The sequence below is a fragment of the Terrabacter sp. NPDC000476 genome, from assembly GCF_040300125.1.
In the GTDB taxonomy this organism is placed as follows: domain Bacteria; phylum Actinomycetota; class Actinomycetes; order Actinomycetales; family Dermatophilaceae; genus Terrabacter.
This window is the reverse complement of the sequence record NZ_JBEPDF010000001.1, coordinates 992,625-1,006,079: the sequence shown is the minus strand read 5'-3', so window position 1 is coordinate 1,006,079 and position 13,455 is coordinate 992,625. Positions and strand designations below refer to the sequence as shown.

The window sequence follows — 13,455 nt, the reverse complement described above, 5'->3', positions numbered from 1 at the left end:
AGTGTCGTAGCCGCTGGGGGTGGACCGCGGCGCGCGGTGGGGGTGTGCGCTACGTCAGTGACCCGCGTTGCGGGTCAGTGTCGTGGCTGCTGGGGCGGTATCGGGTCAGGAGGCGGTCGCAGCGAGAGTGGCGGTCGCCGCCACGACGACCGTCACGGCGCAGAGGGCGCCGGCGCCGGCGATGCGCCGGGCGTCGATCTTGAGGCCGGCCGAGCGGCACCGCTGGGCCCAGAGCAGCGTCGCGACCGAGCCCCACATGGTGATGATGGGGCCGGCGTTGACGCCGACGAGCAGGGCGGCGAGCCGGGCAGGGGAGTCGGTGGCCGTGGGTTCCAGCGCGAGGTAGGCCGGCAGGTTGTTGATGCCGTTGGCCGTCAGCGCGCCGACGCCGCTGACGCGCAGGAGCGCGGACAGGCTGTGGCCCCCGCCGACCACCGTCTGCAGCCATTCCTTCAGTCCCCAGTCGAGCGCGGCCTGGACGACGAGGAAGAGGACGCAGACGCCGACCACGGTCAGCCACGGCAGGCTGATCCGGCGCAGCAGCTCGGGGGCGCGCCAGTAGGTCGCGGCGAGCAGGATCGCCGCGGCGGGCAGCGAGGCCAGGGCCGGCTGGACCCCGAGCACGAATGCCGGGGCGAGCAGCACGCACACGACGCCCGCGATGCGGGTGAGCACGAGGTCGTGCGGCTCGTCGGGCGGTGGCGTGGTGTAGCCGCCGGTGAGCTCGCGTCGGTGCAGCAGCCACAGCACGGTGACCGTGGCGATGATCGCCGCGGCCGCCGGGGGCGCCATGAGCCGGATGTAGCCGAACGTGTCGACCTGCAGGTCCCGGAAAGGGTGCAGCGCGAGCAGGTTCGTCAGGTTCGACACCGGCAGCAGCAGCGACGCGGTGTTGGCCAGCCACAGCGTCGTCATCGCGAACGGCAACGGCGGTGCGCCCACCTGACGGGCCACGGTGATGGCGACGGGTGTCAGCAGCACGGCCGTCGTGTCGAGGCTCAGCAGGATCGTGCAGGCCACCGCGAGCACGACCACGAGCAGCCAGAGCACGGCCACCCGACCCCGGGCGAGGCGGGCGGCCCGGTGGGCCGCCACGTCGAACAGGCCGGAGAGGTCGCAGATCTCCGCGACGAGCGTGATCGCGACGAGGAAGACGAGGATCGGTGCGACCCGTTCGACGAGCGCCCCGAGGTCGAGCGTCACCTCAGCCCCTCGGCGTCGTGGCCAGCTGCCAGGGTCTCCCCGGGCGCGGCGGTGCGGTGAGCTCGACGTCGAAGCGCTCGGAGAGCCGCTCGGCGAGGGCGGCCGGGTTCCGCGGGGCGTCGGCCTGCACGAGCTCGCGGGTGACCAGTCCTCGGGTGTGCTTGGCCATGTGCGAGGCGCCGGGGACGGTGACGTGCACCCAGTGCTCGGCACGCTCGTCGCGCGGACGCCAGAGGCCGGCATACGTGCTCGAGCGGCAGTCGACGACGAGCTCACGCGGCTTGACCGCGGCATCGAGGGCGGCGGGGAGCGCGCGTCGCCACTCGGTCGTGAGCTGGCCGACGCCGGGAAGCGTCGTGCAGACGTTGACGCGGTAGGGCGGCACGCGGTCGCCGAGGTGCAGCGCACCGAACATGGCGGAGACGACGACGACCCAGCGCTGCGCGCGCCGCTTCGAGGCGGCGTCGAGGGAGCCGAGGTCGAGGGCCTGGTAGAGCACACCGGTGTAGACGTCGGAGGCGGCGCCGGTCGGGCCGGTGGCCAGCCGCGTGTTGCGCTCGATGTCGGCGACGAGGTTCGGGCTGACCCCGAGGGTCGTCGCCGCGTCCGGTTCACCGCTCACGCTGGCCACGGCGTCGACGAGCGCCTCGCGCAGCGGGGTGAGCTGGGGGAACGACAGGGCTCCGAGGTCGAGCGACCGACCCCGCCGCGGCGGCGTCTTGCCCTCGGACGGGGGGAGCAGGATCAGCACGGGGGCCAGCCTAGGCATCCGGGCCGCGGAAAACCCATTCGACGACGCGACGCGCGCAAAGCGGCGGACGCGCGGGCCGCGGGAGTCCACCTCCCGGTGCGTAGGGTGACGCCATGACCGCCCGACACATCGTCTTCCGTCCGTCCGGCGAGCCGGGCGACGTGGCCCGGCAGCTCGTCGAGCGGTTCCGGGCCATCCGGCGCGAGTTCGAGGTGCCGGAGGCGTTCCCCGCCGACGTGCTGGACGAGGCGGCCAGGGCGGCCGCGGAGGCCAGCCTCCCCGAGCGGGACGAGACCGCCGTCCCGTTCGTGACGATCGACCCGCCCGGCTCGATGGACCTCGACCAGGCGATGCACCTCGAGCGTGCGGGCGCGGGCTACCGCGTGCGCTACGCCATCGCCGACGTGCCGGCCTTCGTCCGCGCGGGCGGGCACGTCGACGCCGAGGCGCGACGCCGCGGCCAGACCGTCTACTGCCCCGACGAGCGGGTCCAGCTGCACCCGCCGCAGCTGAGCGAGGGTGCGGCGAGCCTGCTGCCGGATGCCGTGCGCTCGGCCTTCGTCTGGGACATCGCGCTCGACGGGGACGGGTCGAGCACCGCCGTCGAGGTGTACCGGGCGCTCGTGCGCAGCGTCCGGCGCTACGACTACGAGCAGGTGCAGCGGGCGGTCGAGGGCGGCTCCGCCGAGGAGTGCCTCGTGCTGCTGCGCGAGGTGGGGGAGAAGCGGGTGCTCCTCGAGCGGGCTCGTGGCGGTGCGAGCCTGCCGATGCCCGAGCAGACCGTCGACGAGGACGGCTCCGGCGCCTTCCGCATCTCGTTCCGCCCGATCGTGCCCTCGGAGGACTGGAACGCCCAGATCTCCCTGCTGGCCGGCATGGGGGCCGCCGACCTCATGCTCCGGGGCGGCATCGGCATCCTGCGGACCATGCCGGAACCGGACCCCCGGGACCTCGCGCGGTTCCGGCGCCAGGTGGCCGCCGCGGGAGTCGCGTGGCCGCGCGACCTGCCCTACGGCGAGCTCCTGCGCACCCTCGACCGGCAGGACCCCCGGCACCTCGCCCTCATCCACGAGGCGACCTCGCTGTTCCGTGGAGCGGGCTACACGCCGTTCGACGGGGCCGCACCCGAGCAGCCCGAGCACGCCGCCGTCGCGGGCCCGTACGCGCACGTCACCGCGCCGCTGCGACGCCTCGTCGACCGCTTCGGCCTCGTGCTGTGCGAGGCGCTGTCGGCCGGCACCGAGGTGCCCGCGTGGGTGCGCGAAGCCCTGCCGTCGCTGCCCGACCTCATGGCGACCTCGGACCGCCGCACCAACGGGGTGCAGCGCCAGTGCACCGACGCCGTCGAGGCTGCCGAGCTGCATCGGCACGTGGGCCGCACGCTCGAGGGGGTCGTCGTCGACGTCAACGGCAAGGGCGTCGTCGTGCAGCTCATCGAGCTCGCCGTCGTCGCCCGCGCCACGGGGGAGGCGGAGCCGGGGGACACCGTCACGGTGCGGGTCGACGCGGCCGACGTCGCGAGCGGCACCATCGCGCTGACCCTCGTGCCGGCCTGAGCTGCGCGGCCCGATCCCGTCACCGGACGGTGACGGGATCGGGCGAGCGCGCGGCAGTCAGTGGACCAAGGAGTCAGGGAGCAGGGGTGCCGGACGGTGCGACCGGTGCGACCGGTGCGACCGGTGCGGTCGGTGCCGCGCCCGAGCCGCCGGTCGTCGGCGCTGGTGCGGTGTCGCCGGGAGCTGTCGCGGTCGCGCCCGGCACGTCCGGCGCGTCGGTGGTCCCCGACGGCGTGCTCGAGGGAGCGCCGGACGCGGTGCTGCCCGGGAGGTCGGTGGACGGCGTCGTCGCGGGGGTGTCGGGAACGGCCGGGGTGGTCGTCGTGGCCGTGGTGGCCGGGGTCGTCGCCGTCGCGGGGGAGGCCGGGCCGCCGCTGCCGTCCGAGCGGCCGGTCGTGCCCTCGCCCGAGCCGGCCACGGCGCGGCCACCGATGCTGGTGCCGGTCACCTGGGCCCCGGTCGTCAGCTGCAGCCCGGTGACGAAGGCCGCTGCGAGGGCGAAGACGGCGCCGGTCGTCGCGAGGATGCGCCGCGTCGTGGCGCGGTCGGGCCGTCGCAGGCGCTGCCTCGGGGCCGGGCTCCAGCGGGGCTCGTCGGCCGTCGCGGGCTCGAGCTCGCCACGCCGGTTGCGCACGAGCACGACCACCTCGCGCGCCCGGGCCATCGAGCCGGTGTAGAGGCTCGCGGCGACCGCGGAGATGACGCTGAGCACGGCGGCACCGGCGATGGTCCCGACGACGCCGAGGCGCGAGCCCAGCGCGGCGGCGGTGGCAGCCGCCATCGAGCCGCCGAGCAGCTGGGTCAGGGAGAGATCGAGCAACTTTGCTCTGGGTCGGGTGTCGGGCAGGGAGGGGTTCTGTTCGGTCATGGTCCTGAGGTCGGTTGCGATCGTCGTCTCCCTGGCACGACGAACGGGGCGTGGGGTTCGTTGACGACCGGCACGAGGTGTGACGAGGGTCACGCCTTGAGGTCGATTCGCCCGCACCCGCAGCGGCCACCCCCTACCGTGGCGCTACCGGAGGGCGGCGAGCCCCGGTCCACCCGTCCGTCCGAAGCCGAGGGAAGTCATGAGCGTCACCGTCTCGACGTCGAGCACCACGACGACGGCGCGGCTCACCGGAGAGATCGACACGTACACGGTGCCCGAGGTCCGGCACGCGTTCGAGGACCTCGAGGTCCCGCCCGGAGGGCACGTGGTCGTCGACCTGCAGGACGTGACGTTCCTCGACTCCTCGGGCCTCGGGGCCATCATCGGCCTCTACCACCGCGCCGTCGCTGTCGGCGCAGGGCTTCGACTGGTCTGCGGTGACTCGACCCTGCCGCTCGTGCGCCTCATGCACCTCGACCAGGTGATCGAGGTCGTCGACGCGACGTGAGCCCGCTCCGGCACGACGTCACCCCGACCCGAGGCGGGTCTGCTCAGGACGCGAGGTACAGGTGCACGCCCACGCGAGTGCGGCTGGCGCCCGACTCGATGGTCAGCTCGTCGCTGAGGCACTGGGCGATGAGCAGGCCGCGCCCGCTCGTCGAGAGGGCGTCGACCTCGGAGAGCCGGGGGGCGGACCCGGTGCCGTCGTCGTCCTCCACGGTGAAGACGAGCGAGCCCGGCGTCTCGTCGATGCGCAGGAGCCCGTGACCGCCGCCGTGCACGATGCTGTTGACCGCCACCTCGTAGACCGCGAGCACCGCGTTGTCGGCCCGGTCGGGGATGCGCTCGACGGCCACGGCCCGGACGAACTCGCGGACGGTGCGCAGGTCGTCGGGGCCGAACTCGACGCGGCCGATCTCTCTCCCGGCGACGACCGACCCGCTTGTCACCCGGTCATGCTCCCACTTCTGCGCCATGCGTGGGCAGTTGGCTCGTCCGGGTGTCAAGATGTCGCCATGAATGTGCCGTGGCAGGAGCTCGGGACCGACCCTGCGGTGGCCCCCCGGGTCGCCGCCCTCGCCCGGATCGCGGCACGCGTCGCCTCCGCCACGACGATGGACGACCTCACGGAGACGATCACCGAGGGGGCCTCCGAGGTCATGGGGGCCTCGCGCGCCGTGCTGGCCGTGCGGCTGGGTGAGTCGCGGCTGCGCACCATCGCCACCCACGGGCTGACGCCGGTCGAGGCACGCCAGTGGGCGGTCTGGGACCTCGAGACCGCCTCGCCGCTCACCGAGGCGGTGCGCACGAGCCGGGTCGTCTCGGTGCTGAGCCGCGACGACATGGCGCGGCGCTACCCCCTCCTCGACGACGGCACCGAGCGGTCGTCGGTGACCCTTCCCCTCATCTCCCGGACCGACGGCCGGGCCATCGGCGCCGTGGGCTTCCGCTTCGACGGCCGCGACGGACCGGTCGAGCCGGAGGAGCTCTCGGTGCTGGGGGTGCTGAGCGACATCTGCGCGCAGACGATGCTCCGGCTGCGCGCCGAGGCCCAGAGCGCCGCGCGCGCATCACAGCTCGAGTTCCTCGCGCACGCGTCCGAGGCGCTCGCGAGCTCGCTCGACTACCGCGAGACCCTCGGCCAGGTGGCCTCGCTCGCGGTGCCCGCCCACGCCGACTGGTGCTCCGTCCAGATGGTCGACGACGGGGTGCTGCGCACCCTCGCGGTCGCGCACGCCGACCCCGACCGCGTGCAGCTGGCCAAGGACCTCGAGACCCGGTGGCCGCCGGACCCCGAGCGGCCCGGGAGCGCGGCCTACGTGGCCCGCACCGGCAAGAGCGTGCTGCTCGAGTCGGTGACCGACGAGATGCTCGTCACCGCCGCCCGTGACGAGGAGCACCTCGCCCTCGCCCGCCGGCTCGGCCTGCAGAGCGCGATGTCGGTGCCGCTCACGGCCAAGGAGCGGGTGCTCGGCGTGCTGACGTTCGCCGCCGCCGAGTCCGGCCGGCGCTACACGGCCGAGGACGTCGCCTTCGCCGAGGACCTCGGCCGCCGTGCGGGACTCGCCATCGACAACGCGGACCTCTACTCGCAGACCCGCCGGGTCGCTGCGGTGCTGCAGGCGACGTTGCTGCCGCAGGACCTCCCGGAGCCCGACGGCTGGCAGATCGGCACCGTCTACCGCCAGGCCGGTCGCACCGACGTCGGCGGCGACTACTACGACGTCAGCGTGCTCGACGACGGACGGGTCAGCGTCGTGCTCGGCGACGTCATGGGACGTGGCGTGGACGCTGCGGCAGCCGGCTCCCGGATGCGTTCTGCCGCAAGGGTGCTCGCAACCCAGGACCCGTCACCGGAGGCGGTCGCGGGCGCCATGGACCGGCTCATGGGCGTCGAGCCCCCGACGCAGATGGCGTCGTCGATCTATGCGCTCTTCGACCCGGCCGCGGACGAGCTCGCGCTCGTCGTGGCGGGTCACCCGCCGCCCGTCATCGTGCACGACGGGGAGGTGCGCTTCGTCACCGAGAACGGCTCGCCGGTCCACGGGCTCGGCGAGGTGCCGCGCGGCTCGGTGCGGCTGCCGTTCGGTCGCGGGGACCTGCTGCTGCTCTACACGGACGGCCTCGTCGAACGCCGGAGCGAGGGCATCGGCACGGGCCTCGACCGGCTCGAGATCGCGGCTCGCGAGCTGCTGACACAGGTCGACGACGACAGCGAGCTCGACTTCGTGCTCGCCGACCTGGCCGAGCTCGTCTCCGACCCCGACCGGCACGACGACGTCGCCGTGCTCGCCTTCCGCCGCCCTCTGACCGGTTCTCACACGCCCTGACCGGGGCTCGCCGGCGCGTGGGACGACCCGTTCGCCCGGGGCAGGTGGGCGCCGACGGGACCGGCGGCATACGGGCCCTATGATGGGCGCGGATGAGTCGGCCAGACGGTCGCGTCAGGGCCCCGGCCCTGCCGAGGAACGTCCGGGCTCCACAGGGCAGGGTGGTGGCCAACAGCCACCCGGGGTGACCCGCGGGACAGTGCCACAGAGAACAGACCGCCGGCTGCTTCGGCAGCCGGTAAGGGTGAAACGGTGGTGTAAGAGACCACCAGCGCTCCAGGTGACTGGAGCGGCTCGGTAAACCCCACTCGGAGCAAGTCCAGACAGCGCATGAATCGACGCCCTCGGGCGTCGGGGAGACCGGCCCGGTCGAGTGCGCGGGTAGGACGCTCGAGCCGGCCAGCAATGGTCGGCCTAGATGGATGGCCGTCGCCGCGCTCCTGGGAACGGGGGTGCGGAACAGAACCCGGCGTATCGGCCGACTCATCCTCCAACTCCGGGCTGAACGTGCTCGATCTGGCGCTGACCTGCGGAAACGCCTAGTGAGCCGTGGAGAGTTTCGCGTTGTTGGACGTTGCCCCGCCTGCGCACCTGCACGCACCCGATGGCCGGTAAGCGAACGCTGGTGCGCACCCACGGCGCACCCCAGTCGGCAGCCATGGTTAAGGATGCGGCGCAACCTTCACTAGGCCCGAGAGTGGACAGAGGCTTCACCGACGCGGGTCAGCAGGTCGGCCGCGAGCCACTGCTGAGCAAGCACGCCGTCGCCCTCGAGGTAATAGCTGACGAGGGCATACCAGGCACCGTCGCGCTGCTCCCACGCGATGAGCACGCCGGGGTGCGGGCCGGGGGCGTCGCGAGGGCCGCGGACCCAGACGTGTCGGCGGCTGGGTGGCACGGGCGGGACAGGGTGATGGTGCCCCCGACCTGATCCGCCTGCCATCCTCCCAGTGTGCCTCAGCGTCGAACGCTCGTTCGAAGATGCGTGGTGATAGCGGTCCAATGGAGCTGTCGCCGTAGGCAGCTACGCTCTTCGCATGCCGCCCGCTCCCATCATCGAGCTCCCGAGTAAGACCAAGATAAACAAGTCGGGGATCCTGCTGAAGCAGGTGTTCCACGACGGGGTGATCCCTGAGGGCCTGCTCCTGGAAGACCTCGACGAGGCGTGGGACACGGTGAACCGCTTCCGCGCTGCTCACGCTTACCCCATGCAGAAGGTGCGCTATGGCCTGAGGAGCATGGTGCGGACGCAGGGCGCCTCGGAGGTCGTGAGCCAGAGGTTGAAGCGGGTTCCGAGGATCGTTCGGAAGCTTCACCGCATGGGCAACAGCAACCTCGCGCGACTGGAGGACATTGGTGGGTGTCGCGCTGTCTTGAAGGACGGACCCGAGCTCGAGAGGGTTCGTCGTCACGTCGAACGGCAGTGGCGCGGCCAACTCGCGCGTGAGCCTCGTGACTACATCGCGACGCCCAAGGACATCGGCTACCGAGCCGTGCATCTGGTGGTTCGAAGGGACGAGCGCGCGATCGAGGTACAACTCCGTACTCGCGGCCAGCAGGAGTGGGCTGATGCAGTTGAGGTCGCTGACGCCCGCCTTGGGCTCAACCTGAAGGACGGGGTGGGGCCGGCTGACATGGTTGAGTACTTTGCCGTTTCCGGCGACGTCATCTACTTGCGCGAGTATGGTCTGCCCATCGACTCCACGGTGCTTGACCGCTTCGAACAGGCTCGGCGGGCAGTGATCGAGGCCGGCTACTACACTGGTTGACAGCCCACCACTCAGGAGAATGCTCCCATGGCAGCCACGCGCTCCTCACTCATCCATTTCTTGCTTGTCTACAGTTACGACGACGGCGCTCTCATCCGCCAGCGAGAGTTCAAGGACTCGCGTGAGGCGACTCGCGCTTACGAAGATGCGGAGCAGGAGTTTCGCGGAGCTTTGAACAAGTTCGAGGTGGTGCTCCTCGGAGCCGACAGCCTCGACACGATCATGCAGACGCACGGGCACTACTTCCGCTCAACAGACGATTCGCTCTTCTCGGATTTCTTGACGAGTTCCGCCGCGACCAGCTGAGAGCCGCCGCTCGGAGCCCCCGTTCCCGCTGGAACGGGGGCTTCGTCGTATACCTCGGCGGTAGCCTGCGGCATGCCATACCCGGACCGGCCCGTGCTCGAGGTGCTCCCGGAGTTCGTAGGTACGGCCTCAACGCACCAGACGCCGGAGCAGCGCGCGCGGCTGATCGCGTTTTGCGCCGAGCAGTACGCCGACGGCCGCTCGATTCGGCAGCTGGCCGAGCTCACGGGCCGGACGCAGACCGCCGTGCGGCGCGCCCTCGACCAGGCTGGCGTGCATCGCCGCGGCCGCGGTGCGCCGAGCATCAGGGCATGACGAAGAGCCCCCACCCGGGTCGTGACCGGGTGGGGGCTCTGTGCTCGGCGGTGTTGGCGTGGGGCGCCTGGCCGAGCGGTGTCGAGGCTACGCCTCGGATGTGACAGCCGGGGGTCAGGAGCCCCAAGTCCAGGTCTTGCGGCGAACGGGGATGCGCTTCGACATGGCTCCTCCTCTCACCGGTTGCCGATGGCGATGTAGAAGGTGCGCTCGTCCTGCCGCCCCTGGTTGGTCGTGATGCGGTTGACGACCGCGTGCACGGCATCGAGCTGCCCGCCCGAGAGCCAGACGGTGGCGGTGGTGTCGGCCTTGGCCTCGGAGTCCTTGGTGAGGCCGGTCGGCACGGTCCACACGGAGGTCGCGATGGTCTCGCCGGCGGCGAGCCACTTGCTCCAGTCGACCTGGTAGTCGAGGACGGCGGTCGGGTCCTTGGTCAGGCGCACGGCGGGCTCCTAGGCGGTGAGGGTGCGGGGTTCGGCGGGCACGACGAGCACCCGCGCCTCGGCGGGGACGGTGAAAGCGCGGTCCTCGGCGGGGATGGTGAGCGACCGCGACTCGTGCTCGACGACGACGGTGCGGCTCGGGGGCGTGGGTTCGGCGGGGCCGGTCGGCGGGCTGGCGATACCGACCGCGTTCGAGGTGGCCGCGATGGTGCCGGCTACCTGCGCGACCAGCACGGGGGCGGCCGCCGTGTCAGTGGTAGCGCCCGCCTGCCCGGCGGCGACCAGGCGCGCGGTCGCGGCGCCCGTCGCGTCGGTCGCGGCCGTGGCGGTGCCGCTCGTGGCGGCGAGCAGCCGGGGGAGTACCGTCGCGCTCGACGAGGCCGCGACCGTGCCGGTGACGGGGTAGGTGGTTGCGCCGCCGATGACGCTCGCGGAGCCGGTGGTCGAGCTCGTGGCGGTGATGAGGCCGGTCGCGAGCAGCCGGGACGTCGCGGTGGCCGCTGCGCTCGCGGTGGATGCTGCCGAGCCAGTCGAGGCAAGGCGCGCGCTGGGGGCGGCCGCCGTGGTACTCGTCGCGATCGAGGAGCCAGCCGCGCTGGCGAGCATGGTGGCGGAGCCGGCCGTGCCCGTCGTGGCTGCGACGCTGCCGGACGCGGCGTAGGTGGCGGGCCCGACGATGACGGTGGCGGACGCGGAGGTGCTCGAGATGGCCGGCGCGGTGGCGGTCGCGCCGAGCAGTGTGGTCGTGGCAGCAAGGACCGCGGTGCTCGCCGCCACGACGGCCGCAGCCGTGAGCCGCGACGAGGGTGCGCCGCTCGCGGTCGTGCTCGCCGCGACGCTGCCCGACCCGGCGTAGGTGGTGGAGGCAGGCGGCATCGAGACCGTGTAGCCGACGGATACCTCGGACTGTGCGAGGGTGACGGTCGCGCCGCCGTAGGACCCGATGGGCCCGCTGGTGTCGAGCTGGGCGAACGAGACGCCCGCGTTGGCGCCGGAGGTGAAGCCGGACGCGCCCTCGGTGATCTCGGTCCATCCGGCGGGCCAGGAGGCGCCCCCGAGGGGGGTGGACGCGCGTCGGTAGGCGACGGTGGAGATGACGTCGGCGCCGTCGGCCGTCGTGGTGATGGTCGGCGTGGTGACGCTCGTGGCCGACCCGGACGAGGGGATGACCGAGACGACGCCGAAGCCGGAGACGCCGGTGAAGACAGCGCCCTGGGCGACCCAGCGCTGCGGGGCCGACATCATGACTGTGACGGACCCGGATGTGACGTCACCGGACGCGAGCACCTTGCCGAAGAGGTAGGTACGCATGTTGGTCGACTGGTCGGTCGGCCCGGCCAGCAGGGACCAGCCGGCCGGGGTGGCGACGGTGGCGCTGTTGACGTTCTGCGAGGTGACGACGACCGCCACGTCCCCGGCGGTGGTGCCCGCCGGGAACGTGAGGGTGGCCGTGTCGGTGGTGGTCGTGGCGCCGGCGTTGCCACCGGTCATGACTCCGCGCAGCGCCACGGCCTACCTCCAGCTCGTCGAGGGTCAGTGCTTGATGAGAGACCGGAACGCGGCGACCGACTCGGGGTCGGGCGTGCCGGTGGCGCGCGCGGTCGTGTCGGTCACGTAGGTGTGCTGCCGGTCGAGCCACCACGGGCCGTCCTCGCCGTAGGGGGCGTGGAAGTAGCACGCGGCGATGCAGCCGGCGGCGCGCAGGGTGGCGTCGGTGGCTTTGAGCCAGTCCGGCTTGAACGAGGGCCGGGCCGGGTCCGGATGCACGCCGTACTCGCCGATCGCGATGGGCACGCCCCGCTTCTTCGCGAACGCGGGGAGCGTCCCGAGCAGGTACGCCATCGACCGGTCCCGGCCGAGGTTCCCCGTCTTCGGCGAGGGCGGGGAGCCGGCGGGGCGGACGAAGTTGTACGGGTCGGCGCCGATGAAGTCGACCTTCGGCGCGATCCACTTCTCGTAGTCGCCGACCGTGAACGCCCAGCCCATCAGCGTCGGACCGTGCAGCACGAGCCGCGGGTCGGGCGCGTTCTCGTCCTTGATCCGCTGGATGCGGGTGCACGCGGCGACGTACTCGGCGGGCTGAGCCTTGCCGTTGTCGACCTCGTGGATGTAGCTGACGAGGGTGCGGTCCTTGCAGGCCTTGAAGAAGCTGGCGAGGATCGCGTCGTGCGCGCCGGAGTTGATCGTCGCGGGCGACGGCCCGGAGAACGACACGTAGGGGACGCGGCCGGCGGCCCAGTCGTCGCGCATCTTCTGCGTCGGCGTCGACGGCCAGCCCGCCTCGTAGAACCGGCGCACCTGCAGCTCCCGACCGAGGGCCGCGTTGAGCGGCCCGAAGTGGGAGTCGTTCGCGCCGTAGAGCATCCCGGCCCACGGGTCGACGGGCTCGGGCGGCAGTAGGGCCGTGAGTCGCGCGATCTCCGCTGCCTGGGCGGCGATCGTGGCGTCCTTGACGGTGAGCGACGCCGCCTGCACGGCGTTCTCGGAGCGGAGCGCGTCGAGGGTGGCCTGCGACGCGGCGGTGGCCTCGGCGGCGCCGAAGTCGTGCGCCTCGGTGAGGAGCGCGGCCAGAGCGGCGTCGAACTGCTCACGGGCGGTCATGTGAGCGTCACCGTGATCTTGCCGATGGCGAACTGCAGCTGGTCGCCGACGAGCAGCGCGCGGGGGGTGGGCGTCGTGCCGTCGGGGCCCACGAGCGCGGTCCAGTCGGTGCGCTGCGTGCCACCCGAGGAGGCGGACATGATCGCCCAGTGCGACACGGTGCCGGCGCTCGTCGAAGCCGCCGTGGTGAGCGCGCTGCCGTTGGCCTTCACGGACGGGTCGGCGTTCGTGGCCGCAGCCCAGCCGGTCGCGCCGATGGCGGTGCGCGCGAGGCCCGCGAACTCCGTGGTGCCGTTGGCGCTGTAGGCGATGAAGTCGCCTCCGCCGGTCGTCGGGAACCGCGCGTCGAGGGTGGCGGCGGCCTCGGCGTTCGTCAGTCCGGGCATGGGTCAGTCGCCCTTCGGGTTGCTGATGGGGGCTCCGAAGCCGTCGAACTCGGTCGTCGGCGGCTGCACGGACTCGTCCTGCGCGCGGCCGCGCGGGTCGAGGTTGGGGACGGCGAACACGAGCGGCGCCGTTAGCACGGCGACGAGGATCGTCAGCCACTTCGGGGCGTCGACCGCGGCGGCGATGACCGTCAGGGCGGTGAGCAGCACCGCGGCGTAGGTCTTGGCGTAGGGCTGCGCCTTGGCGGGCAGCGTCGAGACGATGGCGTCGAGCATCAGGACTCCTTGGGGACTGGCGGGGTGGTGTAGTGCATGGCGACCTCGGCCGCCGCGGCCGCCCCGAGCAGGGCGCAGCCGACGATGACGAGCGCGCCGGTGAGCAGGGCCCGGCGCGCGACCCGCTCGAGCTGCGGACGGTGGTCCACC

The 13,455-nt window shown here is 72.6% G+C and carries 17 protein-coding genes and 1 other RNA gene; 7 read left to right on the top strand and 11 right to left on the bottom strand.

All coding sequences use genetic code 11. From position 1 onward, the window contains the following. Window positions 1–105 precede the first annotated feature (105 nt). Window positions 106–1,203, bottom strand: coding sequence for an SLC13 family permease (locus tag ABT295_RS04720; protein WP_352393255.1), 1,098 nt, complete (start codon window positions 1,201–1,203; stop codon window positions 106–108). Window position 1,204: 1 nt separating this feature from the next. Continuing rightward, window positions 1,205–1,954, bottom strand: coding sequence for a YaaA family protein (locus ABT295_RS04715; RefSeq protein ID WP_352393254.1), 750 nt, complete (start codon window positions 1,952–1,954; stop codon window positions 1,205–1,207). Window positions 1,955–2,067: 113 nt separating this feature from the next. Between ABT295_RS04715 and ABT295_RS04710 the strand changes: the two genes are divergently transcribed. After that, window positions 2,068–3,510 (top strand): RNB domain-containing ribonuclease, encoded by a 1,443-nt coding sequence (locus ABT295_RS04710; RefSeq protein ID WP_352393253.1) that lies wholly within the window; start codon window positions 2,068–2,070, stop codon window positions 3,508–3,510. A 73-nt stretch (window positions 3,511–3,583) separates the two neighbouring features. On the opposite strand, the gene ABT295_RS04705 is transcribed toward ABT295_RS04710, so the two are convergent. Next, window positions 3,584–4,378 carry a hypothetical protein gene (locus ABT295_RS04705; RefSeq protein WP_352393252.1) on the bottom strand — a complete coding sequence of 265 codons (795 nt, stop codon included), beginning with the start codon at window positions 4,376–4,378 and terminating at the stop codon, window positions 3,584–3,586. 199 nt (window positions 4,379–4,577) lie between these two features. Here ABT295_RS04705 and ABT295_RS04700 point away from each other — a divergent pair, with 199 nt between their 5' ends. Then, window positions 4,578–4,886 (top strand): STAS domain-containing protein, encoded by a 309-nt coding sequence (locus tag ABT295_RS04700; RefSeq protein ID WP_352393251.1) that lies wholly within the window; start codon window positions 4,578–4,580, stop codon window positions 4,884–4,886. A gap of 43 nt (window positions 4,887–4,929) precedes the next feature. Here ABT295_RS04700 and ABT295_RS04695 read toward each other — a convergent pair whose 3' ends face one another. After that, a complete protein-coding gene (locus ABT295_RS04695) occupies window positions 4,930–5,328 on the bottom strand; it encodes an ATP-binding protein (RefSeq protein WP_352393250.1) in 399 nt (132 codons plus the stop codon). Between the two features lie 66 nt (window positions 5,329–5,394). On the opposite strand from ABT295_RS04695, the gene ABT295_RS04690 reads away from it, so the two are divergent. Together ABT295_RS04690 and rnpB are read left to right on the top strand one after the other, a co-directional pair. After that, window positions 5,395–7,209: a SpoIIE family protein phosphatase gene (locus tag ABT295_RS04690; protein ID WP_352393249.1), complete on the top strand. Its 1,815-nt coding sequence runs from the start codon at window positions 5,395–5,397 to the stop codon at window positions 7,207–7,209. Between the two features lie 93 nt (window positions 7,210–7,302). After that, window positions 7,303–7,699: RNase P RNA component class A (rnpB, locus tag ABT295_RS04685), an RNA gene on the top strand. Between the two features lie 195 nt (window positions 7,700–7,894). On the opposite strand, the gene ABT295_RS04680 is transcribed toward rnpB, so the two are convergent. Beyond that, window positions 7,895–8,107, bottom strand: a complete 213-nt coding sequence (locus ABT295_RS04680) for a hypothetical protein (RefSeq protein ID WP_352393248.1) — start codon at window positions 8,105–8,107, stop codon at window positions 7,895–7,897. A 139-nt stretch (window positions 8,108–8,246) separates the two neighbouring features. Here ABT295_RS04680 and ABT295_RS04675 point away from each other — a divergent pair, with 139 nt between their 5' ends. From ABT295_RS04675 to ABT295_RS04665, 3 genes are all read left to right on the top strand, one after another. Continuing rightward, window positions 8,247–8,978, top strand: coding sequence for a RelA/SpoT domain-containing protein (locus ABT295_RS04675; RefSeq protein WP_352393247.1), 732 nt, complete (start codon window positions 8,247–8,249; stop codon window positions 8,976–8,978). A 27-nt stretch (window positions 8,979–9,005) separates the two neighbouring features. Then, the gene (locus tag ABT295_RS04670; RefSeq protein ID WP_352393246.1) at window positions 9,006–9,284 is read left to right on the top strand and encodes a hypothetical protein; all 279 of its coding nucleotides are present in this window, start codon (window positions 9,006–9,008) and stop codon (window positions 9,282–9,284) included. A gap of 72 nt (window positions 9,285–9,356) precedes the next feature. Beyond that, window positions 9,357–9,599: a helix-turn-helix domain-containing protein gene (locus ABT295_RS04665; RefSeq protein WP_352393245.1), complete on the top strand. Its 243-nt coding sequence runs from the start codon at window positions 9,357–9,359 to the stop codon at window positions 9,597–9,599. 176 nt (window positions 9,600–9,775) lie between these two features. Here the strand turns inward: ABT295_RS04665 and ABT295_RS04660 are convergent, their stop codons facing one another. Genes ABT295_RS04660 through ABT295_RS04635 form a run of 6 tightly spaced genes read right to left on the bottom strand, consistent with a single transcriptional unit; the run spans window position 9,776 to window position 13,454 of the window. Further along, window positions 9,776–10,042 carry a phage fiber-tail adaptor protein gene (locus ABT295_RS04660; protein ID WP_352393244.1) on the bottom strand — a complete coding sequence of 89 codons (267 nt, stop codon included), beginning with the start codon at window positions 10,040–10,042 and terminating at the stop codon, window positions 9,776–9,778. A 9-nt stretch (window positions 10,043–10,051) separates the two neighbouring features. Further along, the gene (locus tag ABT295_RS04655; RefSeq protein ID WP_352393243.1) at window positions 10,052–11,551 is read right to left on the bottom strand and encodes a hypothetical protein; all 1,500 of its coding nucleotides are present in this window, start codon (window positions 11,549–11,551) and stop codon (window positions 10,052–10,054) included. A gap of 24 nt (window positions 11,552–11,575) precedes the next feature. Beyond that, window positions 11,576–12,643, bottom strand: coding sequence for a hypothetical protein (locus ABT295_RS04650; protein WP_352393242.1), 1,068 nt, complete (start codon window positions 12,641–12,643; stop codon window positions 11,576–11,578). Then, entirely contained in the window at window positions 12,640–13,029 is a 390-nt protein-coding gene (locus ABT295_RS04645; RefSeq protein WP_352393241.1) for a hypothetical protein, read from the bottom strand. The genes ABT295_RS04650 and ABT295_RS04645 overlap by 4 nt, the downstream gene beginning before the upstream one ends. A 3-nt stretch (window positions 13,030–13,032) precedes the next feature. Then, a complete protein-coding gene (locus tag ABT295_RS04640; RefSeq protein WP_352393240.1) occupies window positions 13,033–13,305 on the bottom strand; it encodes a hypothetical protein in 273 nt (90 codons plus the stop codon). After that, window positions 13,305–13,454 carry a hypothetical protein gene (locus ABT295_RS04635; protein WP_352393239.1) on the bottom strand — a complete coding sequence of 50 codons (150 nt, stop codon included), beginning with the start codon at window positions 13,452–13,454 and terminating at the stop codon, window positions 13,305–13,307. Before ABT295_RS04635 ends, ABT295_RS04640 begins: the two co-directional genes overlap by 1 nt. Window position 13,455 lies beyond the last annotated feature (1 nt).